At 64.0% G+C, this 22,198-nt stretch carries 15 protein-coding genes; 4 read left to right on the top strand and 11 right to left on the bottom strand.

Going from position 1 to position 22,198, the window contains the following annotated elements:
* Positions 1–65: 65 nt before the first annotated feature.
* From gltB to pilM, 8 genes are all read right to left on the bottom strand, one after another.
* Positions 66–4,511, bottom strand: a complete 4,446-nt coding sequence (gene gltB / locus IM733_RS20970; RefSeq protein ID WP_248918321.1) for a glutamate synthase large subunit — start codon at positions 4,509–4,511, stop codon at positions 66–68.
* Positions 4,512–4,885: 374 nt separating this feature from the next.
* Positions 4,886–6,505, bottom strand: a complete 1,620-nt coding sequence (locus IM733_RS20965; protein ID WP_248918320.1) for an AAA family ATPase — start codon at positions 6,503–6,505, stop codon at positions 4,886–4,888.
* 15 nt (positions 6,506–6,520) lie between these two features.
* The gene (aroB, locus tag IM733_RS20960) at positions 6,521–7,618 is read right to left on the bottom strand and encodes a 3-dehydroquinate synthase (RefSeq protein ID WP_248918319.1); all 1,098 of its coding nucleotides are present in this window, start codon (positions 7,616–7,618) and stop codon (positions 6,521–6,523) included.
* 97 nt (positions 7,619–7,715) lie between these two features.
* On the bottom strand, positions 7,716–8,234 hold the full coding sequence (gene aroK / locus IM733_RS20955) for a shikimate kinase AroK (protein ID WP_248918318.1): 519 nt from the start codon (positions 8,232–8,234) through the stop codon (positions 7,716–7,718).
* Positions 8,235–8,238: 4 nt separating this feature from the next.
* Positions 8,239–9,483 (bottom strand): type IV pilus secretin PilQ, encoded by a 1,245-nt coding sequence (locus IM733_RS20950; RefSeq protein ID WP_248918317.1) that lies wholly within the window; start codon positions 9,481–9,483, stop codon positions 8,239–8,241.
* Positions 9,443–10,375 carry a pilus assembly protein PilP gene (locus IM733_RS20945; RefSeq protein WP_248918316.1) on the bottom strand — a complete coding sequence of 311 codons (933 nt, stop codon included), beginning with the start codon at positions 10,373–10,375 and terminating at the stop codon, positions 9,443–9,445. Before IM733_RS20945 ends, IM733_RS20950 begins: the two co-directional genes overlap by 41 nt.
* A gap of 65 nt (positions 10,376–10,440) precedes the next feature.
* Positions 10,441–10,980 carry a PilN domain-containing protein gene (locus IM733_RS20940; protein WP_248918315.1) on the bottom strand — a complete coding sequence of 180 codons (540 nt, stop codon included), beginning with the start codon at positions 10,978–10,980 and terminating at the stop codon, positions 10,441–10,443.
* A complete protein-coding gene (pilM, locus tag IM733_RS20935) occupies positions 10,977–11,852 on the bottom strand; it encodes a type IV pilus biogenesis protein PilM (RefSeq protein ID WP_283107510.1) in 876 nt (291 codons plus the stop codon). Before pilM ends, IM733_RS20940 begins: the two co-directional genes overlap by 4 nt.
* A 171-nt stretch (positions 11,853–12,023) precedes the next feature.
* On the opposite strand from pilM, the gene IM733_RS20930 reads away from it, so the two are divergent.
* A complete protein-coding gene (locus IM733_RS20930; RefSeq protein WP_432760437.1) occupies positions 12,024–14,474 on the top strand; it encodes a penicillin-binding protein 1A in 2,451 nt (816 codons plus the stop codon).
* A 153-nt stretch (positions 14,475–14,627) separates the two neighbouring features.
* Here IM733_RS20930 and IM733_RS20925 read toward each other — a convergent pair whose 3' ends face one another.
* The 3 genes from IM733_RS20925 to rpmE all read right to left on the bottom strand — a co-directional run bounded on the left by IM733_RS20925 (position 14,628) and on the right by rpmE (position 17,115).
* Positions 14,628–15,896 (bottom strand): malic enzyme-like NAD(P)-binding protein, encoded by a 1,269-nt coding sequence (locus IM733_RS20925; protein WP_248918314.1) that lies wholly within the window; start codon positions 15,894–15,896, stop codon positions 14,628–14,630.
* A 179-nt stretch (positions 15,897–16,075) separates the two neighbouring features.
* Positions 16,076–16,897 (bottom strand): thermonuclease family protein, encoded by an 822-nt coding sequence (locus tag IM733_RS20920; RefSeq protein WP_248918313.1) that lies wholly within the window; start codon positions 16,895–16,897, stop codon positions 16,076–16,078.
* A 2-nt stretch (positions 16,898–16,899) separates the two neighbouring features.
* The gene (gene rpmE / locus IM733_RS20915) at positions 16,900–17,115 is read right to left on the bottom strand and encodes a 50S ribosomal protein L31 (protein ID WP_011531746.1); all 216 of its coding nucleotides are present in this window, start codon (positions 17,113–17,115) and stop codon (positions 16,900–16,902) included.
* A 169-nt stretch (positions 17,116–17,284) separates the two neighbouring features.
* Here rpmE and IM733_RS20910 point away from each other — a divergent pair, with 169 nt between their 5' ends.
* The 3 genes from IM733_RS20910 (at position 17,285) to IM733_RS20900 (ending at position 22,174) form a co-directional block, all read left to right on the top strand.
* On the top strand, positions 17,285–19,504 hold the full coding sequence (locus IM733_RS20910) for a primosomal protein N' (protein WP_248918312.1): 2,220 nt from the start codon (positions 17,285–17,287) through the stop codon (positions 19,502–19,504).
* Between the two features lie 227 nt (positions 19,505–19,731).
* On the top strand, positions 19,732–21,468 hold the full coding sequence (gene argS, locus IM733_RS20905) for an arginine--tRNA ligase (protein WP_248918311.1): 1,737 nt from the start codon (positions 19,732–19,734) through the stop codon (positions 21,466–21,468).
* A 1-nt stretch (position 21,469) separates the two neighbouring features.
* Positions 21,470–22,174, top strand: coding sequence for an SPOR domain-containing protein (locus IM733_RS20900; protein WP_248918310.1), 705 nt, complete (start codon positions 21,470–21,472; stop codon positions 22,172–22,174).
* Positions 22,175–22,198 lie beyond the last annotated feature (24 nt).

Below are 22,198 nucleotides of genomic sequence, written 5' to 3'. Positions count from 1 at the left end.
AGCTGCAAGACGATCACTTGAGCCAGGCAAGCCCCACGCATGGGGCCCGCCACTTGCAGCTGTTGTTACTGCGGGTTGGCGCGGGTGCTGGACAACAGGTGCTTGAGGTTGGCCGCCTTCGGCTTGACCAGCCAGAAGCGCCGCACGTAGTCGTCCAGGTTCTCGGAGAGCTCACGCCCCCACTCGCTGCCGGTCTCTTCCACGTACTCGCCCAGGACCCGCGCCAGGTGGCTGCGGTAGGCCTCCATCGCCTCGCCACTGATACGCTGGATTTCCACCAGCTCGTGGTTGAGTTTGTCGACGAAGGTGTTGTCCATGTCGAGCACGTAGGCGAAACCGCCCGTCATGCCAGAACCGAAGTTGTAACCGGTCTTGCCCAATACGCAGACAAAGCCGCCGGTCATGTATTCACAGCAGTGATCGCCGGTGCCCTCGACCACAGCGTGGGCGCCGGAGTTACGCACAGCGAAGCGTTCGCCCGCGGTGCCGGCGGCGAACAGCTTGCCGCCAGTGGCGCCGTACAGGCAGGTGTTGCCGACGATCGCGCTGTGCTGGGTTTCGAACGGGCTGCCGGCTGGCGGCACGATGGTCAGCTTGCCACCGGTCATGCCCTTGCCGACGTAGTCGTTGGCGTCGCCTTCCAGGTGCAGGTTCAGGCCCCCGGCGTTCCACACGCCGAAGCTCTGGCCCGCGGTGCCCTTGAAACGGAAGGTGATCGGCGCCGCGGCCATGCCCTGGTTGCCGTGCAGCTTGGCGATTTCGCCGGAGATGCGCGCGCCGATGGAACGGTCGCAGTTGCAGATGTCGAGCGCAAACTCGCCACCGGCCTGGTCGCGGATCGCCGGCAAGGCCATCTCGACCATCTTCTCGGCCAGCTCGCCCTTGTCGAACGGCGGGTTCTTATCGACTTCACAGAACTGCGGCTTGTCGGCCGGGATGTGCGAACTACCCAGCAGTGGCGAGAGGTCGAGGTACTGCTGACGCTCGGTGTCGCCCGGCAGTACGTCGAGCAGGTCGGTGCGGCCGATCAGCTCGCCCAGGCTGCGCACGCCCAGCTTGGCCAGCCACTCGCGGGTCTCCTCGGCGACGAAGGTGAAGAAGTTGATCACCATGTCGACGGTGCCGATGTAGTGGTCCTTGCGCAGCTTGTCGTTCTGGGTGGCCACACCGGTGGCGCAGTTGTTCAAGTGGCAGATGCGCAGGTACTTGCAGCCCAGGGCGATCATCGGCGCCGTGCCGAAGCCGAAGCTCTCGGCACCGAGGATGGCCGCTTTGATCACGTCCAGGCCGGTCTTCAAGCCGCCGTCGGTCTGTACCCGGACCTTGCCGCGCAAGTCGTTGCCGCGCAGGGTCTGGTGAGTTTCGGCCAGGCCAAGTTCCCACGGCGCACCGGCGTATTTGATCGAAGTCAGCGGCGAAGCGCCGGTACCACCGTCGTAACCCGAGATGGTGATCAGGTCGGCGTAGGCCTTGGCCACACCGGCGGCGATGGTGCCCACGCCCGCTTCGGCCACCAGCTTGACCGACACCAGAGCCTGCGGGTTGACCTGCTTGAGGTCGTAGATCAGCTGGGCCAGGTCTTCGATCGAGTAAATGTCGTGGTGCGGTGGCGGCGAGATCAGGGTCACGCCCGGTACCGCATAGCGCAGCTTGGCAATCAGGCCGTTGACCTTGCCGCCCGGCAACTGGCCGCCCTCACCGGGTTTGGCGCCCTGTGCAACCTTGATCTGCAGCACTTCGGCGTTGACGAGATACTCCGGGGTCACGCCAAAGCGGCCGGTGGCCACCTGCTTGATCTTCGAGCTCTTGATGGTGCCGTAGCGAGCCGGGTCTTCGCCGCCCTCGCCGGAGTTGGAGCGCGCCCCCAGGCGGTTCATCGCCTCGGCCAGCGCTTCGTGGGCTTCCGGCGACAGCGCGCCCAACGAGATACCGGCTGAGTCGAAGCGTTTGAGGATGGCCTCCAGCGGCTCGATCTGGTCGAGTGCCAGCGGCTGGTCGGCCACTTTCACCTTCAGCAGATCGCGGATCATCGACACCGGGCGCTGGTCGACCAGCGTGGTGTACTCCTTGAACTTGCCGTAGTCGCCCTGCTGCACGGCGGCTTGCAGGGTGTTGACCACGTCCGGGTTGTAGGCGTGGTATTCGCCACCGTGGACGAACTTCAGCAGGCCACCTTGCTGGATCGGCTTGCGCGCGCTCCAGGCTTCGGCTGCCAGCAGTTTCTGGTCGCTTTCGAGGTCTTCGAAGCGTGCGCCCTTGATACGGCTGGACACCCCCTTGAAGCTCAGGCCGACCACTTCCTCGGACAGGCCGATCGCTTCGAACAGCTGAGCGCCACGGTACGAGGCGATGGTGGAGATGCCCATCTTCGACAGGATCTTTAGCAGGCCTTTGGAGATGCCTTTGCGGTAGTACTTGAAGACTTCGTCCAGGTCGCCCAGCACTTCGCCGGTACGAATCAGGTCGGCCAGTACTTCATAGGCCAGGTATGGGTAGACGGCCGAGGCACCAAAGCCCAGCAGAACGGCGAAGTGGTGCGGGTCGCGCGCGGTGGCGGTTTCGACCAGGATGTTGCTGTCGCAGCGCAGGCCCTGCTCGGTCAGGCGGTGGTGCACCGCGCCAACCGCCATCGAGGCATGCACCGGCAACTTGCCCGGGGCGATGTAGCGGTCGCTCAGCACCAGTTGGGTCTTGCCACTGCGCACGGCCTCTTCGGCCTGATCGGCGATATTGCGGATCGCCGCTTCCAGGCCAACGCTTTCGTCGTAGTTGAGGTCGATCAGCTGGCGGTCGAAACCTTCGCGCTCTAGGTTCATCAGCGAACGCCACTTGGCGGGCGAGATGACCGGCGAGCTGAGGATCACCCGCGAGGCGTGCTCGGGGGATTCCTGGAAGATGTTGCGCTCGGCGCCCAGGCAGATTTCCAGGGACATCACGATCGCCTCGCGCAGCGGGTCGATCGGCGGGTTGGTCACCTGGGCGAACTGCTGGCGGAAGAAGTCGTATGGCGAGCGTACGCGCTGCGACAGCACCGCCATCGGCGTGTCGTCGCCCATCGAACCGACCGCTTCCTGGCCCTGCTCACCCAGCGGGCGCAGCACCTGGTCACGCTCCTCGAAGGTGACCTGGAACATCTTCATGTACTGCTTGAGCTGGTCGGCGTCGTAGCTGGCCACGCCCTGGTCGTCGGTCAGCGTCGCCTGGATGCGCGTGGCATGCTGACGCAGCCAGCGCTTGTACGGGTGGCGCGACTTCAAGCGGTTGTCGATGGCGTCGGTGTCGAGGATCTGGCCGGTCTCGGTGTCCACGGCGAGGATCTGGCCGGGGCCGACACGGCCCTTGGCCAGGACGTCCTCAGGCTGGTAGCCCCATACGCCGATTTCCGAGGCGATGGTGATGTAGCCGTTGGTGGTAGTCACCCAGCGCGCCGGGCGCAGGCCATTGCGATCGAGCAGGCACACCGCGTGGCGGCCTTCGGTCATGACGATGCCGGCCGGGCCGTCCCACGGCTCCATGTGCATGGAGTTGTACTCGTAGAAGGCGCGCAGGTCGGCATCCATCGTTTCGACGTTCTGCCAGGCCGGCGGTACCAGCATGCGCACGCCACGGAACAGGTCGATGCCACCGGTGACCATCAGCTCCAGCATGTTGTCCATGCTCGAGGAGTCGGAGCCAACGCGGTTGACCAGCGGGCCGAGTTCTTCGAGGTCAGGAATCAGGTCGTTGGCGAACTTGGTGCGCCGGGCCATGGCCCAGTTGCGGTTGCCAGTGATGGTGTTGATCTCGCCGTTGTGGGCGAGGAAGCGGAATGGCTGGGCCAGCGGCCACTTCGGCAGGGTGTTGGTGGAGAAGCGCTGGTGGAACACGCAGATCGCGGTCTGCAAGCGCTCATCACCCAGGTCCGGATAGAACGCCGCGAGATCGCGCGGCATCATCAGGCCTTTGTAGATGATGGTCTTGTGCGAGAAGCTGCAGATGTAGTGGTCGGCATCGTGGGCGTTGGCCACGGACGAACGGCGACGGGCGCTGAACAGCTTGATGGCGAATTCCTGATCGCTCAGGCCTTCGCCGCCGATGAACACCTGTTCGATCTGCGGCAGGCGCTCCAGGGCCAGGCGACCCAGCACGCTGGTGTCGATCGGCACTTTGCGCCAGCCGACCAGCTTGAGACCGGCGTTGACGATCTCGCGGTCCATGTTCTGGCGGGCGGCTTCGGCTTTCACCGGGTCCTGGTTGAAGAACACCATGCCAACGGCGTACTGCCTGGGCAGCTCGACGGCGAAGTGTTCCTGGGCTACGGCACGCAGGAATTGATCGGGCTTCTGCATGAGCAGACCGCAACCGTCGCCGGTCTTGCCGTCGGCGTTGATGCCGCCGCGGTGGGTCATGCAGGTCAGCGCCTGCATGGCGGTTTGCAGAAGGTGGTGACTCGGCTGCCCCGTCATATGGGCGATCAGGCCGAAACCACAGTTGTCCTTGAATTCTTCGGGATGGTACAGACCTGTTTTCATAGACACTTTCTCACCAGGTTCACCTCTCAACCGGAGGCAAATCTCTTTTTTAACAACCACTTACCATCCACGCCGATCAAACGCCAGCTTTTTTGCGGTGGTCATGGAAAACCATTGTTGCACAGCGACAGCGACGCCCACAAATTTTCATGTCTCACCATTGAAAATTTATGTCGCAATTTTGAATGTTTTTGTGCCGAATTCCGTGGTAGCGGCTTGGCTCGAGTCTGAAGCGTTTCAGCCAGGACTGCAAGGGAGGGCTTGTGGCCGTCAGTCTGGGACAGAAAAGCCTGCCGCGCTCGGGCGCAGCAGGCTAGTCGAAAGCTAGAAGTCGCTCAGCAACTGGGCGGCGGGGTGGTGCCGCCCGGAAGGTATCAGCGGGCCGTGGCCAGCTCTTGTTGGACGCTGCCGACGGTACGTGGCCAAGGTTTACCAGCCTGGACCTTGGCTGGCAAGTTCTTGATTGCCGCAGCAGCGGCGTCGCGGCTGGCGAAGTTGCCGTAGGTGACGACGTACAGCGGCTTGCCCTGCAGGTTTTTCTTGAAGTAGCGATAGTCGCCACCCTGCTCCTTGACGAACGACTGAGCCGACGCTTCGGAGCTGGTGCCGAAGATCTGCACCACATAATTGCCCGGCTTTTGGCCGGCATACCAGCCACCGTTGCCCGCACCACCGGCTGCCGGCTTCTCCACGGGCTTGGCGGCAGGCTTGGCGCTGGCGACCTGGGTCGGAGCCGGGGCTGGTTTTGCAGGCGCAACCGGCTTTGCCGGCTGGGTTGCAACAGGTTTTGGAGCAGGCGCAACCGGTTGAACCGGTGCAGTGGTGACCGGTTGCGCAGGCACTGGCGCAGGGCTGGCAGTAGCGCCTTGCGGCGGCGCGATGGTGGTCACGGTCGGCGGCACGGCGGCCGACGGCGCGGACGGTTGCAGTGCAGTATTGCCCGCCGGGCTGCTCTCTTCACCATCCCCCATGCCTGCGGCCTGGGCCAACGGCTCCCGCATCACCGGCTGCGACTGGCCGACCAGCGGCAGCGGCATGGGTTGGGAAGAGCCGGAGAACTCGATGGCCGGCGAGCCATTGCCACCTTGCCCCAGCGGCAGTTGGGCCTGGGCGGTAGGCGCTTCGGCCGGGGCCTTGTCGCCTTTCTTGGGCATCAAGACCGCCGCACCAACGGCGACCACGACCACAGCGGACAACGCGAGCACGTGTTTCTTAGGCATTTTGAACCCCATGGATGGTCGCTTGGCCGTGGTACGACTGGCGATCATGGTTTCGATCAAGGTATCGCGGGCGACCTGGTTGATGTTTCCAGGCCAACCGTCGGAGTTTTCGTGGATGTCGACGATCTGCTCGCGAGTGAACACCTCGATGCCCCGGCCAGCACCCTCCAGGCGCTGCTCCAGATACTCGCGGGTCTCTTCCTCGCTGTACGGGGCCAGCTCGATGATATGGAAACGCTCCTCATCGATGTTCAGCTCTTCCAACCCAGCGATCAGCGACGGCTCGCCGAACAGGAACACGTGCGGGCGCCCTTCGGAGGTACCTGCCGCCAACTCCAGCAACGCTTGGAGTGCCGACTCGTCGAGTTGTTCCGCATCATCCACCAGCAGATAGACTTCCTGGCCGGTCAGCGCCAGTTGCACCACCTGCGTAAGAATGGCCTGCACTTCCGGCTGCGCCACGTTCAGCGACTGGGCAACCTGGCCAAGCACACTGGCCGCATCGCTGGCACCACGGGCGGAGACCACCACACTCTGTACCGACTGCTTATTAGTGCTGGCCACCAGCGCCTGGCGCAGCAGGGTCTTGCCACTGCCGACAGGGCCGGTGACCACCAGCATCAACTGACTGTAGCGGGCCAGATGGTGCAACTGGCCAAGCACCGGCTTGCGCTGGGCGGGGAAGAACTTGAAGCCGGGCACGCGGGGCGCGAACGGATCGTGGCTCAACTGGTAATGATCGAGGAACGCCTCATCGGCATGCAAAGTGCTCATTGCGTTGTCACAACCTCAAAGCTGGGCCACGATCGCGCGGTAATCCGCTGCCAGCGTGGCCTGAAGAATCTCTTTCGGATAGTCGTCGGTGACGACGGCCTCGCCCATCTGGCGCAGCAGCACCAGGCGCAGGCGCCCGTCGAGCACTTTCTTGTCGACCGCCATGTGCTCCATGAAATGCGCCGGAGTCATTTCCTGTGGTGGCACCACCGGCAATCCTGCGTCCTGCAGCAGGCGAATACCGCGATCACGCGCCGGCTGGTCGATCCAGCCCAGGCGCATGGACATTTCCAGCGCCATTACCGTGCCAGCCGCCACGGCTTCGCCGTGCAGCCATACACCGTAGCCCATGTGGGTTTCGATAGCATGGCCGAAGGTGTGGCCGAGATTGAGCGTGGCGCGCACGCCCGATTCGCGCTCATCTGCACCGACAACGGCCGCCTTGGCCGCGCAGGAGCGGCGAATCGCTTCGGTCAGGGCCACGGGCTCCAGGGCGCGCAGGGCCTGCATATTGTCTTCGAGCCAACCGAGGAAGGGCTCGTCGCAGATCAGGCCGTACTTGATGATTTCCGCCAGCCCCGCGGACAGCTCGCGCTCGGGCAGCGTCTTCAGGCTGGTGGTATCGATCAGCACTGCATTGGGCTGATAGAAGGCACCGACCATGTTCTTGCCCAGCGGGTGGTTGATACCGGTCTTGCCCCCAACCGAAGAATCCACCTGGGACAACAGGGTAGTCGGAACCTGGATGAAGTCCACGCCACGCTGGTAACAGGCCGCGGCGAAGCCGGCCATGTCACCGATCACGCCGCCGCCGAGCGCCACCACGGTGGTGCGGCGGTCGTGACGCGCGGTCAGCAGGGCATCGAAGATCAGTTGCAGGGTTTCCCAGTTCTTGTATTTCTCGCCGTCGGGCAGCACCACCGGCAGCACCGAGTAGGCGCCTAGCGTGTTGCCAAGGCGTTCGAGATACAGCGGCGCGACGGTCTCGTTCGAGATGATGGCGACCTGCCGGCCGGCGATATGTGGCGCCAGCAGCTCTGGCTGGTCCAGCAGGCCCTCGCCAATGTAGATCGGGTAGCTACGTTCGCCCAGGTCGACCTTTAGTGTCTGCATGTATCCCCACAATGTACTTGGGCGCGGCGCCTATCGAGCGAACCACGCGATCAGGTTGAACCCCGCCTCGGCGATGGAGGCCGAGGATAGACCCCGCTTATCGGGGCGGCAACTGCTGCAGGCGCTCCAGAATGTCGAGCACCACCATGCGCGGCGGCCGTTCGTCGGTTTCAACCACCAGGTCGGCAATTTCGCGATAGAGCGGGTCACGCGTTTCGAACAGGGTGCGCAGGGTCGCTTCAGGGTTGGCGGTACGCAGCAAGGGCCGGTTGCGATCCCGCGCGGTACGCCCGACCTGCTGCTCCACCGAAGCATGCAAGTAGACCACCCGGCCGCCCGCCCGCAACGCGACACGGTTGGCATCACGCATCACGGCGCCGCCTCCGGTGGCCACGACCACGCCGTCGAGCGCACAGAGCTCGGCGATCATCGCTTGCTCACGGTCACGAAAGCCCGGCTCGCCTTCCTTGTCGAAGATCCACGGGATGTTGGCGCCGGTTCGCAGCTCGATTTCCTTGTCGGAATCCTTGAACAGCAGGCGCAGCTCTTTGGCCAACAGGCGCCCGATGGTGCTCTTACCAGCGCCCATGGGCCCCACAAGTATCAAATTTCGCACAGAATCAACGACTCACAGCAATCGCCTGGTCACTCATGATACGCGGAGTCAGGAAGACCAGCAGCTCGGATTTTTTCTCTTGTAATGCATCGCGTCGAAACAGCCGCCCAACATACGGCAGATCGCCGAAAAATGGCACCTTGTCGACCACATTGTTCTGCGACGTCGAGTACACGCCACCAATCACAATGGTTTCGCCATCGGTGACCCGCACCTTGGCGTTGACCTCGTTCTTGCGAATGGGAGGCACATTGTTCAGGGCATTGACGAAGTCCGGCTCGTCCTTGGTCACCCGCACCGCCATGATCACCTTGCCGTCCGGGGTGATCTGCGGCGTCACCTCCAACGACAGGGAGGCTTCGCGAAACGAGATGGAGGTGGCACCGCTCTTGGTGGTCTCCTGGTAGGGGACCTCGGTTCCCTTGAGAATTCGCGCCGTCTCCTTGTCGGCGGTGACCACCCTGGGCTGGGAGATGATCTCGCCATTGCCGCTTTTCTCCATCGCGCTGAGCTCGAGGTCAAGCAGGATGTCACTGCGTAGCAGCCCGACCCCAAGCGCCGACGTCGCCCGTTCCACCCCCATATCGACGAACAGTTCGCTGCCCAGCTGGCTGTCACGACCGTACAGCGGGCCACCCCAGCGCACACCCAGAGCCTTTTCGTAATCGATATTGGCCTCGACGATACGCGCCTCGATCATGACCTGGCGCACAGGCACATCAAGCTGGGCCACCAATCGCCGGATTTCACCCATCCGGTCGGCGGGCTGGGCAACCACCAGCGTATTGGTGCGTGCATCCACGCTCAGGCTACCGCGCCCGGCCAGGATGCCGTCGTCGGCCAGACTCGCCAGCAGCAGTTCGGACAGGTCAGACGCTTTTGCGTGATAGACCGGGATCAGCTCCCGTTGCAACGGTTCGAGTCGAGCATCCAGCGCCTGCTCCAGGTGAGCACCCCGCGACTGCTCGGCGAGTTCGGCAATGGGCGCTACCAACAGCACATTCCCCTCTTGTCGACGCCCCAGCCCCTTGCTACGCAACACAAGATCGAGCGCCTGATCCCAGGGCACTTCCTCCAGCCTGAGGGTGATTCGCCCCTGGACGGCATCGCTGGCCACCAGGTTTATACCGGCGTAGTCGGCCATTACCTGCAATACCGCACGCACTTCCACATCCTGGAAGTTCAGCGACATCGATTCGCCCTGAAACTCAGCCGCCAGCGCTGCCCGTGCGCCCAGCAGCACCAACATCGCGCTCGCCAGCCCCGTCAATCTCATCCTTGACCTCCCCTCGCGCACTCTTCCTGAGTGCCAGATACCTGGAACGCTCGTGCCAAGCGCCGCCGATGTACAAACGCTCACGTACCTCGACCTGCTCGGCTTCTATGCTCACCACAACCCCTTCGTCACGCCCCAACTGCTCCCCCGTCGCCACCCGATACAGGCGGCCTGCTGAACGCAGCAGTGCCTGGCGACCGCCAGCGCCGGACAAACTACCGACCATTTCCAGCTGCTCCAGGGGAATTCGCCCAAGCCGCGGCTCAGCCGAGCCGGCGCTCCAGGCCTGGAACGGATCAAAGGACACGACAGGAAGGGCCGCTCGGGCCGGCTCCTCAGCCAGATTGTCGGGAGTTTCAAGCGACTCACCCGGGTGATGGACATCTACCCGAAGCCGTGCACTGACTATCCCGGGTTGTTCTTCAGCCCCGCTCAAGTTCAGGCGAGGAACAGACAAAAGGCGCAGCTGCCCAAGCCATTGTTCCAGCCACGTACGGAGAGCCGGATAGCCGCCCTTTACTTGTATGTCGAGGGGCAGCCTGCGGTACCCAACTTCCTGCTGCTCCTCAAGCACCTCCAGCAGCTCGAACAGCAAGCCATGCTCGTGCCCCGAGACCGCCAACTGATCGAGCAACTCGCTGATACCTTCGCCCGCCGCCAGCCGCCATCGCTCCACGCGCAAGCGCTGTTCCATGTCATCCAGCGCCCTGCGCTCGGCATCGACGTCGAGGGCCTGAGCGGTCCTGGCTTCATGCACCTGACGCACCCGATGTTCCGTCGACACCGCGAGCTGGTAGTCCTGATGCACCTCACGCAAGCGGCCCAGATAACCCACGACGCCCACTACCAGCACCAGCGACAACACGACAAGGAACCTGAGCAAGGGGGATCGGTGTACCACTCCCTGCCAATCAAACAACCACATGCCGCTCACGACCAAGTCGCCGACAAGCGTGCCGTCACGACAAATTCGTCGCCACCCGACTTGTGCCGCAGGTACACAAGCTCCAGGTCCTGAAGCACATCGACCTGCTCCAGCCTGCGCATCAGCACAGCCACCACAGATGCCGAGGCGGCCATCCCCATCAGCTGTACGCGATCGCCCTGCACATCCAGTTCGCGCAATCGCGCCCCCTCAGGCATTGCCATCTCCAAGCCTGGGAAAAGAGCGGCCAGCAAGGCCTGCCTGGCCCTAAGCCTGGACAACGCAACGTACTGCTCATGCAATGCGATACGTGAAACGCGCAGATGCTCAACCTGCTCCAAAGTGCTATCGAGCCCTTCCAGCTCGCGCTCCAGAGCCGTGATCACCTCATGCTGCCTGGCCTGACGCACCTGCATGAACCCGTCAAGCAGCATCACCGCAGCTACCGCCATCATCAGGCTGGCTAACAGCGCAGCCCGGAACTGTCGCACCACCGCGACCCGGCGCAATTCACGCCAAGGCATCAGGTTCAGCCGCACCGTCATGCTCGCGAACCTCCCAACGCCAGCCCGCAGACCAATGCCATGGATGCCACAAAGGCTTCGGACTCGGCGCCATCCGCTAGCGGCGAGGGGCGCGCGAGGCTGCAGCGCACACCTAGCCGGTCAGCCAGTTGCTCGGCCCGCTCGGTGTCTGCGGCTCCCCCTGCGATCACCACTTGCCCCACATGCTCCCGCGCGCTGTGCAACGACCAGAGACGCTCGACGCTCTCGAGCCATTGCCCTGATGCAGCCAGGGGCAAGTGCTGACGCAGAGGGACAAGATCTCGTTGCCAACGATGCAGCACGACTTCACCAGCCTCCAACTGCAATAGTGCCAAGTCACCCGATGCTTCGCCCCCCGATGCACGCAGCAGAGCGAAACTGTCGACCTCCATGGCCGCTACCTGCAACCCCGCCTGGTCGAACATATGCTCGAGCGGGTCGAGCTGGCTCTGCCGGCAGGCGGCCACCAGGACATCGGTATGAGCAGGGCATTCGGCAGACACCCCCAGCACCTGGAAATCCAGGGCCAGATCATCCAGCGGAAAGGGAAACAATTGTTCGACCTGGGCAAGCAACCGCGCCTCGGCGTCCAACCCGGTTGCTTCACACGGCAACCGACAGACCTTGCAGATCACCTGAGACGCTGGCAAAGCCAACGCCACCCTCCGTTGCGGTGTCGCACAGCGTCGGTAGGCCTCGCGCAACACTTCAGGCAGTTGCGGATGGCCCAACCCCGCAGGAATTGGCTCACAGGCCCAGGCAGCAACTCGCCAGCGCCCGCGCTGGCGGCGCAATTGCAGCATTCGTATGGTGTCGGAGGCAATTTCTACCCCCAGCAATGAACCGGCATCCCTACCAAAGCGTCCAAGCATGGCTGTCCCTTCCTAGTCACGGCGAGCCACCACGATTGCGGCGCCAGCGGTCATCGACAGGCCCCGACCGGTCACCCGATGGGGCGAAAAGTGCTTATAATGCCCAGCGAATTTTCCCGTCCGCTGGCCGTGCGCGCCCCCACTCCTCAACCTGGACACCCAAAAGCCTTGATACGCCTGCTGAAGTTCTTCTGGTGGTCTTTCGTCGCAGTCATCTGCGCGCTCGTGCTCGGTGTGAGCGGTGCGTTCCTGTATCTTAGCCCCAGCCTGCCCTCGGTCGATTCGCTGCGAAGCGTCCAGTTGCAAATCCCCCTGAGGGTGTACAGCAGCGACGGCAAGCTGATTGCCGAGTTCGGCGAGATGCGGCGCTCGCCGATCAAGTTCCAGGAAATTCCCCCACAGTTCATCCAGGCGCTTCTGTCAGCCGAAGACGACAATTTCCTCAACCACTACGGTGTCGACCCCAGCAGCCTGATGCGTGCAGCCACGCAACTGCTCAAGTCCGGGCATATCCAGACCGGCGGCAGCACCATCACCATGCAAGTGGCGAAGAACTTCTTCCTCAGCAGCGAACGCAGCTTCTCGCGCAAGACCAACGAAATCCTCCTGGCCCTGCAGATCGAACGCGAGCTGACCAAGGACGAGATCCTCGAGCTGTACGTCAACAAGATCTACCTGGGCAACCGTGCCTACGGCATCGACGCCGCCGCGCAGGTGTACTACGGCAAGTCGATCCGCGACGTCAGCCTGGCGCAGATGGCCATGATCGCCGGGCTGCCCAAAGCGCCGTCGCGTTTCAACCCGCTGGCCAACCCGGTACGCGCCAAGGAGCGCCGCGACTGGATCCTCGGGCGCATGTACAAGCTCGGCAAGATAGACGATGCCAGCTATCAAGCCGCCCTGGCCGAACCGCTGAACGCCAGCTACCACGTACCCACCCCGGAAGTGAACGCGCCCTATGTCGCCGAGATGGCCCGCGCCGAGATGGTCGGGCGCTACGGCAGCGATGCCTACACCGAAGGCTTCCGCGTCACCACCACGGTACCCAGCGACATGCAGCAGATGGCCAACGATGCGGTGCTCAACGGGCTTTCCGAGTACGACGAACGCCATGGCTATCGCGGCCCCGACGCACGCTTCCCAGGCAAGACCCGCGCCGCCTGGCTGCAGGAACTGGGCAAGCAGCGCACCCTGGGTGGCCTGGAGCCGGCCATCGTCACTCACGTCGATAAAAGCGGCCTGAAGGTGATGACCCGCGCCGGCCTGGAGGAAGATGTAGCCTGGGACACCATGAAATGGGCCCGCCCTTACCTGAACAGCAACTCGCAGGGCCGCTCGCCACAGTCGCCCGCCGATGTGGCCCAGGTTGGCGACCTGGTACGCCTGCAACGCCTGGAGAACGGCAAACTCAAGTTCAGCCAGGTGCCAGGCGCCCAAAGCGCACTGGTCACCCTCGACCCTTACAATGGCGCCATCCGCGCCCTGGTCGGTGGTTTCTCCTTCGAGCAGAGCAACTACAACCGCGCCATGCAGGCCAAGCGTCAGCCAGGGTCCAGCTTCAAGCCGTTCGTCTACAGTGCCGCACTGGATAACGGCTACACCGCTGCCAGCCTGGTCAACGACGCGCCCATCGTGTTCGTCGACGAGTACCTGGACAAGGTCTGGCGCCCGAAGAACGACACCAACACCTTCCTCGGCCCGATCCGCATGCGCGAGGCGCTGTACAAGTCGCGCAACCTGGTCTCGATCCGACTGCTGCAAGCGATGGGCGTCGACCGCACCATCGACTACATCGCCAAGTTCGGCTTCAACAAGCAGGACCTGCCGCGCAACCTGTCGCTGGCACTCGGTACCGCGACCTTGACGCCCATGGAGATTGCCACCGGCTGGAGCACCTTCGCTAACGGCGGCTACAAGATCAGCCCGTACCTGATCGACCGCGTCGAAAGCCGCAACGGCGAAACCCTGTTCACTGCCAACCCGGCGCGTGTACCCCAGGGCAGCCAGGACCAGGCCGGCCTTGCAGCACCGGAGCAGCCGATCAGCGTCGCGCCAATGCCCGGCGAGACACCCCCAACCCTCGGCCAGGTGGCAGCGGCACCGCAAGCGCCCGCCATCGCCGAGCAGATCATCGACGGTCGCACCACCTACATTCTCACCAGCATGCTGCAGGACGTGATCAAGCGCGGCACCGGCCGCCGCGCCCTGGCCCTGGGCCGTGGCGACCTGGCAGGCAAGACCGGCACCACCAACGAGTCCAAGGACGCCTGGTTCTCCGGCTACAACGCCGACTACGTCACCACCGTCTGGGTCGGCTTCGACCAGCCCGAGACGCTGGGCCGCCGCGAGTATGGCGGCACTGTGGCCCTGCCGATCTGGATGAGCTTCATGGGCCAGGCGCTCAAGGGCAAGCCCGAGCACGCGCCCGCCGAGCCTGAGGGGATTCTCAGCCTGCGCGTCGACCCGGTCAGCGGCCGTGCGGCCACGCCAAGCACGCCGAACGCCTACTTCGAGCTGTTCAAGGCCGAGGATTCGCCACCGTCGGTCGATGAGCTGGGCAATGGCGCGGCGCCAGGCAGCCCGCTGCCAGCGGATGAATCGGCACCGATGGATCTGTTCTGACACATCGATCTGTTCGCCGGCAAGCCGGCTCCTACACAGTCAGGTAGGAACCGGCTTGCCGGTGAATGGCCCTGACAGTGTTCACTGAACTCGAGATAAACAAAAAGCCCCGGCTCTCACGAGCCGGGGCTTTTTCATCATGCTACGGCTGGATCAGCCGTTGAACACGTCATCCACGCTCTTGAGCGGGTAGTGCTTCGGATACGGCAGGGTCGCCACGCCGGATTCGATGGCGGCCTTGGCCACGGCATCGGAAACCACGGTGATCAGGCGAGCATCCAGTGGCTTCGGAATGATGTACTCGCGGCCGAACTCCAGGGCCTGCACACCGTAGGCATCGCAGACTTCCTTCGGTACCGGCTGCTTGGCCAGGTCTTTCAGGGCGATGGCGGCAGCGATCTTCATCTCTTCGTTGATGCGCTTGGCGCGAACGTCCAGGGCGCCACGGAAGATGAACGGGAAGCCAAGCACGTTGTTGACCTGGTTCGGGTAGTCGGAACGACCGGTGGCCATGATCACGTCGCTACGGGTGGCGTGAGCCAGTTCCGGGGCGATTTCCGGGTCCGGGTTCGAGCAGGCGAACACGATCGGGTTGGCAGCCATCGACTTCAGACCTTCAGGGCTCAGCAGGTTCGGGCCGGACAGACCGACGAACACATCGGCGCCATCCAGGGCGTCAGCCAGGGTGCGCTTGTCGGTGGTGTGGGCGAACTGGGCCTTGTACTGGTTCAGGTCGTCGCGGCCAGCGTGGATCACGCCGCTGCGGTCGATCATGAAGATATTCTCGACCTTGGCGCCCATGCTCACCAGCAGCTTCATGCAGGAGATGGCCGCGGCGCCAGCGCCCAGGCAGACGATCTTGGCGTCTTCAAGCTTCTTGCCGGCGATTTCCAGCGCGTTGATCATGCCGGCCGCAGTGACGATCGCAGTGCCGTGCTGGTCATCGTGGAACACCGGGATGTCGCACTGCTCGATCAGAGTGCGCTCGATCTCGAAGCACTCAGGTGCCTTGATGTCCTCGAGGTTGATGCCACCGAAGGTGATGGAGATACGGCGCACGGTGTCGATGAAGGCCTGCGGGCTTTCCGACTCGACTTCGATGTCGAACACGTCGATACCGGCGAAACGCTTGAACAGAACACCCTTGCCTTCCATGACCGGCTTCGAGGCCAGCGGGCCCAGATCACCCAGGCCGAGGATCGCGGTGCCGTCGGAAATCACCGCGACCAGGTTGCCCTTGCCGGTGTACTTGTAGGCCAACTCCGGATCACGGCCGATCTCGCGTACAGGTTCGGCGACGCCTGGGCTGTAGGCCAGTGCGAGGTCGCGGGCGGTGGCGGTTGGCTTGGAGAGCTCGACGCTCAGTTTCCCCGGACGAGGCTGAGCGTGGTATTCGAGAGCGGCGGTTTTCAGGTCTGACATGATGGGCATTCCGCTATTTACTGTTCTGACGGACCGCCGAGGATACGCAAAGTGCCGGGGGGCGACAAGACTGCCCGGTCACTATGTGTCAAGGCCTCTGGCCTACGACTTTACGCTATAACCCACGGGGCTTACGGAAGCCAGTGTGTACAATCCAGTAGCAAACTGTCTACAACTATTTAGCCGGAAACAGGCTCCAACATACTCGGATCGGTCAATGGCAACAGCCAGCGTTGTTGCCCAGGCTTGAGCCCGCCCTTGCGGGAACGATCCAGCACCCAGCCACGCACCTCGACCTGGCGTCCCTTGAGGTTAGCGAAGAAGCTGGCAGGGAAGTTGCGTTGCAGACGAGCGGGAACCTGTAGTACCACGGAGTCGTCAAGTTCAAGCCAGACACCGCCACGATTGCGTTCGATTTCCGTGACTTTACCAACAATCACCGCGAACCCTGACTGCCGCACACGCTCGGCAGGCAACACCGGCGACTCTTGCCAGAGCCCGGCCCTCGCCTTGCGAGCGGCTTTCTCCGCGTGCTGCTGACAGCTGGCCAGTTCCACGTTGGGTGCGATCGCCACCCGGTAGCCAAGCCCTTCGCTGAGCAATTGTGCTTCCAGATTGTCGCCAGACCGACCGTACAAGTGCGCCAGCGTACGGCCGTACTTGTCCTTGCCTTCGACACCCAGGACCAGCCCGATGCGACCGTCATTGGCCTTGATCAGGTCCTGTAGCCGCCGCTTGGCGGCCTCGGCATAGGGCTCGCTGGTTCGCCCCTTGCGTCCAATCTCGGGCGCATTGATGCCGATGAGCCGTACGCTACGGCCATCAACCAGGCGCACGGTGTCGCCATCGACCACGCTGCGCACCGCCACCTGCCGTGGGCTTTCAGGCAGCGGGCAGAAGGCCTGGGCCGGAAGATGCCAGATCGCGCCCACAAAAAAGGCGCCCACAAGGGGCGCCTTCTTTTGCAGCAGCGCGAACCTCGAGAGATTCGCCATGCGCATGATTACTTCTTGGTACCGAACATACCGAAGCGATCGGCGAACTTCTGTACGCGACCACCGGTGTCCAGGACTTTCTGCTTACCGGTGTAGAACGGGTGGCACAGGTTGCAAACGTCGATCGCCAGGACGCTGCCCAGGGTCGAACGGGTTTCAAACTTGTTGCCGCAGCTGCAGGTGACTGCAACTACTTCGTAGTTCGGATGAATATCTGCTTTCATGGTCACTTCCTCGAGCTGCGTGCCGCCACCCAACACCTATTGTTGAATACCGCACGTAATTAGGCGGCGAATAATACCAGAGCGCCAAGCCAACGCAAGTTGTCGCTCGCACCGACCGTCGTCTGCTAGGCTCGCCTGATTTGTGAAACGCCCTCCAGAGACCTTCCGCGTGTCCGACGTCATCCTGCGCCTTGCCCTGCCCTCGCCCCTGCGTCGCCTGTTCGACTACCGGGCACCCGCGAGCATGGCGCGCCAGGCACTGACGCCCGGCATGCGCCTCCGCGTGCCGTTTGGCCGCCGCGAGATGATCGGCGTGCTGGTGGAGGTCGCCGACAAGAGCGAAGTGCCCGCCGACAAGCTCAAACCGGCCAGCGCCCTGCTCGACCCGGTTTCACCGCTGCCGCCGGCACTGTTCAAGCTGTGCCTGTGGACCGCCCAGTACTACCAGCACAGCCTGGGCGACACCCTCAACTGGGCGTTGCCCACGCTGTTACGTCAGGGCGAACCTGCCGAGGCGCGCCAGGAGCGCTTCTGGCATGTTGCCCCAGGGGCCCGCCTGGAAGACCCGCGTATCGCCCGCGCCCCACGCCAGCGCGAGGCGCTAAAGACACTGTCGCAGCATCACCACGGCGTGGCCCACAGCGTGCTGGCCAAGCTGGGCCTGAACAAGGACAGCCTCGATCTGCTGCTGGCCAAGGAGCTGGTCCAGGTCGAAGTGCGCCGCCACCTGCCGCCGCCACGCCACGAACGCTGGCTGGCCCAGCCGGAGCTGCCGCTCAACGAGGAGCAACGCGCCGCCTTCGAGGCCGTGCGCTCGGGCTTTGGCGCCTTCCATGCGTTTCTCCTGGCCGGCGTCACCGGCAGCGGCAAGACCGAGGTCTACCTGCAACTGATCCGCGAGACACTGGAGGCCGGCAAGCAAGCACTGATCCTGATCCCTGAGATCAACCTCGGCCCGCAGACCCTGCAACGCTTCGAGCAGCGCTTCAACGCGCGCATCGCCCTGCTGCATTCTGCAGTGGGCGACCGCGAGCGCCTGGACGCCTGGCTGGCGGCCCGCGATGGCGAGGCGGATATCATCATCGGTACCCGCTCGGCGCTGTTCACGCCGATGAAGAACCCGGGCCTGATCATCATCGACGAAGAGCACGACGGCTCCTATAAACAGCAGGAGGGTCTGCGCTACCACGCCCGCGACCTGGCCGTGGTGCGCGCGCATCAGGAGAACATCCCGATCCTGCTGGGCTCGGCCACCCCTTCACTGGAAAGCCTGCATAATGCCCACAGCGGCCGCTATGGCTTGCTGCGCATGAACCAGCGCGCCGGTGGCGCCCGCGCCCCGCGCTTCCTGCGCCTGGACGTGCGCAGCCTGCCGCTGGACAGCGGCATCAGCGGGCCGTTGCAACAAGCGATCCGCCAGACCCTTGAAGCTGGCCAGCAGGTGCTGGTTTTCCTCAATCGTCGCGGCTTCGCCCCCACCCTGCTGTGCCACGACTGCGGCTGGCTCTCGGAATGCCCGCGCTGCGATGCGCGCATGACCGTGCACCAGCGCTCCGCCGTGCTGCGCTGCCACCATTGCGGCTATGACGAACGCCTGCCGCTGCAATGCCCGCAGTGCGCCCACGTCGACTTGCGCCCGGTGGGTGCCGGGACAGAGCGCGCCGAAGAGCGCCTGAAAGTGTTGTTCCCGGACTATCCGATCCTGCGCGTCGACCGCGACAGCACCTCGCGCAAGGACGCCATGCACAACCTGTTCACCACCATCCAGCGCGGCCAGCCGAGCATCCTGGTGGGCACCCAGATGCTGGCCAAGGGGCACCACTTCCCCCGCGTCACCCTGGTGGCCATCCTCGATGCCGATGGCGGCCTGTTCTCCGGCGACTTCCGCGCCAGCGAGCGCATGGCTCAGTTGATCGTCCAGGTGGCTGGGCGCGCCGGACGCGCCGAGGAACCGGGCAAGGTCATCGTGCAGACGCACCTGGCCGACCATCCGTTGCTGGTGCAGCTTACCGAACAGGGTTACTCCGCCTTCGCCGAGCAAGCCCTGAGCGAGCGCCGCGCCGCTGGCCTGCCGCCGTTCGCCCACCTGGCCCTGTTGCGCGCCGATGCCCACAAGCCAGGCCAGGCGGAAGCCTTCCTCGACGAAGCCTGCGCCGCCGCCGAGCGCGTGCTCGCCGAACAAGGCCTGCACGGCATCGAACTGCTCGGCCCGGTCCCGGCGCCCATGGAGCGACGGGCGGGAAGGTTCCGTGCGCAACTATTGCTCCAGGCCAATGCCCGGGCGCCGCTGCATCGACTGATCAGTACCTGGTTGCTAGTGTTGGAGCAGATGCCTTCCGGGCGGCAGGTACGTTGGTCGCTGGATGTCGACCCCGTCGACCTTTATTGACAGCCCCTGCAGGAGCCGGCTTGCCGGCGAACAAGGCAACCCGGTGAACGGCACCGACTGTGTCGGTGTTCGCGGGTAAACCCGCTCTTGCAGGGTAAGCAGCCGCCTGCCGGAACAGGCATTCCAGCCCCAAAGGTTGGCAACCCGCCCTCGGCAACGGATAATGCCCAGTTTTTCCACCTGCGCATCGAAGCGCTCACCGCGCTTGCGGTCGAAAAGAGAAGCCCATGAAAGACACCATTCGCCAGCTGATCCAGCAAGCCCTCACCCAACTCGTCACCGAAGGTGTGTTGCCTGAAGGGCTGACGCCGGCGATCCAGGTGGAAAACGCCCGGGACAAGACCCACGGCGACTTCGCCAGCAACATCGCCATGATGCTGGCCAAGCCGGCCGGCATGAAGCCGCGCGACCTCGCTGAAAAGCTGATCGCCACATTGCCGAAGAGCGACGACATCGCCAAGGTCGAGATCGCCGGCCCTGGCTTCCTGAACTTCTTCCAGAACACCGACGCCCTGGCCACCCGCCTCGACGCCGCCCTGGCCGATGGCCACCTAGGCGTGCGCAAGGCCGGACCGAGCGAAAAAGTCGTGATCGACATGTCGGCGCCGAACCTGGCCAAGGAGATGCACGTCGGCCACCTGCGCTCGACCATCATCGGTGACAGCGTCGCGCGCGTGCTGGAGTTCCTGGGCGACGACGTCATCCGCCAGAACCACGTGGGCGACTGGGGCACCCAGTTCGGCATGCTGCTGGCCTACCTCGAAGAGAACCCGATCACCAGCGACGAACTGTCGGACCTGGAGAACTTCTACCGCGCGGCGAAAAAGCGCTTCGACGAGTCTGAAGAGTTCGCCACCCGCGCCCGCGGCCTGGTGGTCAAGCTGCAGGCCGGCGACCCGGACTGCCTGGCGCTGTGGACACGCTTCAAGGACATCTCCCTGTCCCACTGCCAGAAGACCTACGAGCTGCTCAACGTCAAGCTGACCATGGCCGATGTGATGGGCGAGAGCGCCTACAACGATGACTTGGCCAACGTGGTCGCCGACCTGAAGAGCAAAGGCCTGCTGGTTGAAAGCCAGGGTGCCCAGTGCGTGTTCCTGGAGGAGTTCAAGAACACCGAAGGCGAGCCACTGCCGGTGATCGTGCAGAAGGCCGACGGCGGTTACCTGTACGCCACCACTGACCTGGCCGCCGTGCGCTACCGCAGCAACAAGCTTCAGGCCGATCGTGCCCTGTATTTCGTCGACCAGCGCCAGGCCCTGCACTTTAACCAGGTGTTCGAAGTGGCCCGTCGCGCCGGCTTCGTCGGTCATCCGATGAAGATGGAGCACATGGGCTTCGGCACCATGAATGGCGCCGATGGCCGCCCGTTCAAGACCCGCGATGGCGGCACCGTCAAGCTGATCGACCTGCTCACCGAGGCCAAGGAGCGCGCCTACGCGCTGGTCAAAGAGAAGAACCCGAGCCTGGCCGAGGACGAACTGCGCAAGATCGGTGAAGTGGTGGGCATCGGCGCGGTCAAGTACGCCGACCTGTCGAAGCACCGCACCAGTGACTACAGCTTCAACTTCGAGTTGATGCTCAACTTCGAAGGCAACACCGCGCCGTACCTGCTGTACGCCTACACCCGTGTGGCCGGCGTGTTCCGCAAGCTCGGCAAGGGCTTCGACGAAGTCGACGGCAACATCGTGCTGCAGGCCACCCACGAGCAGGTTCTGGCCGCGCGCTTGGCACAGTTCGGCGAGATCCTCAACAACGTTGCCGACAAGGGCACGCCGCACGTGCTGTGCAGCTACCTGTACGACCTCGCCGGCCTGTTCTCCAGCTTCTACGAGAACTGCCCGATCCTCGCCGCCGATACCGCCGAGCAACAACAGAGCCGCCTGCGCCTGGCCGCCCTGACCGGTCGCACCCTCAAGCAGGGCCTGGAACTGCTCGGCCTGGAAACCCTGGAGCGCATGTAAGTTGGCTGCAAAGAAGAAACCCGCCCCCAAGCGCGGCGCCAGCCGCTCCCAGCCGCCTGCCAGCAAGCAGCCGATCCCGGGCTGGGTGTGGCTGGCGGTCGGCCTCACGGTCGGCGCCTTCATCGTCTTCCTGATGAAGCTCGAACCTGGCGGTGACGACATCAAGCGCACCAAGCCCGAGCAGCAAAAGCCGGAAAAGGTCGCCGAAGCGAGCAAGGCCACCCCGCCCGCGCTGCAGCAGCCGGTGAAGCCGAAGTACGACTTCTACACCCTGCTGCCGGAGTCGGAAGTGATCGTGCCGCCCGAGGCGGTGCCGGAGAAAACGCCTCCCGTACCGGCGCAGCCCCCGGTACCGAGCACTCCGGTGACCCCAGCGGAGGCGGCGAAGATCGACACGGCCCGCGCCCAGGCGGCATTGCTGGGGCAGACACCACCACCCGCGCCGCCCGTGATCAAGCCGGCCGCCACCACTCAGTTCTTCCTGCAGGCTGGCTCGTTCCGCAAGCAGGCCGACGCCGACAAGGTCCGCGCGCAGATCATCCTGCTTGGCCAGGCAGTGAAGGTGGAGTCGGGCACGGTCAAGGACGAGACCTGGTATCGGGTGATGGTCGGCCCATTCAGCAATCGCGAACAGCTGACCGTGGCGCAGAAGCAATTGGCAGGGGCAGGCTTCAGCAACCTGCTGCTGCAACAGCGCCGCCAGTAACTGAAAAGGCCTTGTCGCCAGTGG

Source organism: Pseudomonas entomophila (assembly GCF_023277925.1).
GTDB lineage: Bacteria > Pseudomonadota > Gammaproteobacteria > Pseudomonadales > Pseudomonadaceae > Aquipseudomonas > Aquipseudomonas entomophila_D.
Note: the sequence above shows the minus strand (reverse complement) of the source record. Positions and strands in the feature narration are given on the sequence as shown.

Excerpts from the sequence above, each read along its gene's own strand:
- gltB (WP_248918321.1), bottom strand. The coding sequence starts at position 4,511 with ATGAAAACAGGTCTGTACCATCCCGAAGAATTCAAGGACAACTGTGGT.
- IM733_RS20965 (WP_248918320.1), bottom strand. The coding sequence starts at position 6,505 with ATGAGCACTTTGCATGCCGATGAGGCGTTCCTCGATCATTACCAGTTG.
- aroB (WP_248918319.1), bottom strand. The coding sequence starts at position 7,618 with ATGCAGACACTAAAGGTCGACCTGGGCGAACGTAGCTACCCGATCTAC.
- IM733_RS20950 (WP_248918317.1), bottom strand. The coding sequence starts at position 9,483 with ATGTTGGTGCTGCTGGGCGCACGGGCAGCGCTGGCGGCTGAGTTTCAG.
- IM733_RS20940 (WP_248918315.1), bottom strand. The coding sequence starts at position 10,980 with ATGACGGTGCGGCTGAACCTGATGCCTTGGCGTGAATTGCGCCGGGTC.
- pilM (WP_283107510.1), bottom strand. The coding sequence starts at position 11,852 with ATGCTTGGACGCTTTGGTAGGGATGCCGGTTCATTGCTGGGGGTAGAA.
- IM733_RS20925 (WP_248918314.1), bottom strand. The coding sequence starts at position 15,896 with ATGTCAGACCTGAAAACCGCCGCTCTCGAATACCACGCTCAGCCTCGT.
- IM733_RS20920 (WP_248918313.1), bottom strand. The coding sequence starts at position 16,897 with ATGCGCATGGCGAATCTCTCGAGGTTCGCGCTGCTGCAAAAGAAGGCG.
- rpmE (WP_011531746.1), bottom strand. The coding sequence starts at position 17,115 with ATGAAAGCAGATATTCATCCGAACTACGAAGTAGTTGCAGTCACCTGC.
- argS (WP_248918311.1), top strand. The coding sequence starts at position 19,732 with ATGAAAGACACCATTCGCCAGCTGATCCAGCAAGCCCTCACCCAACTC.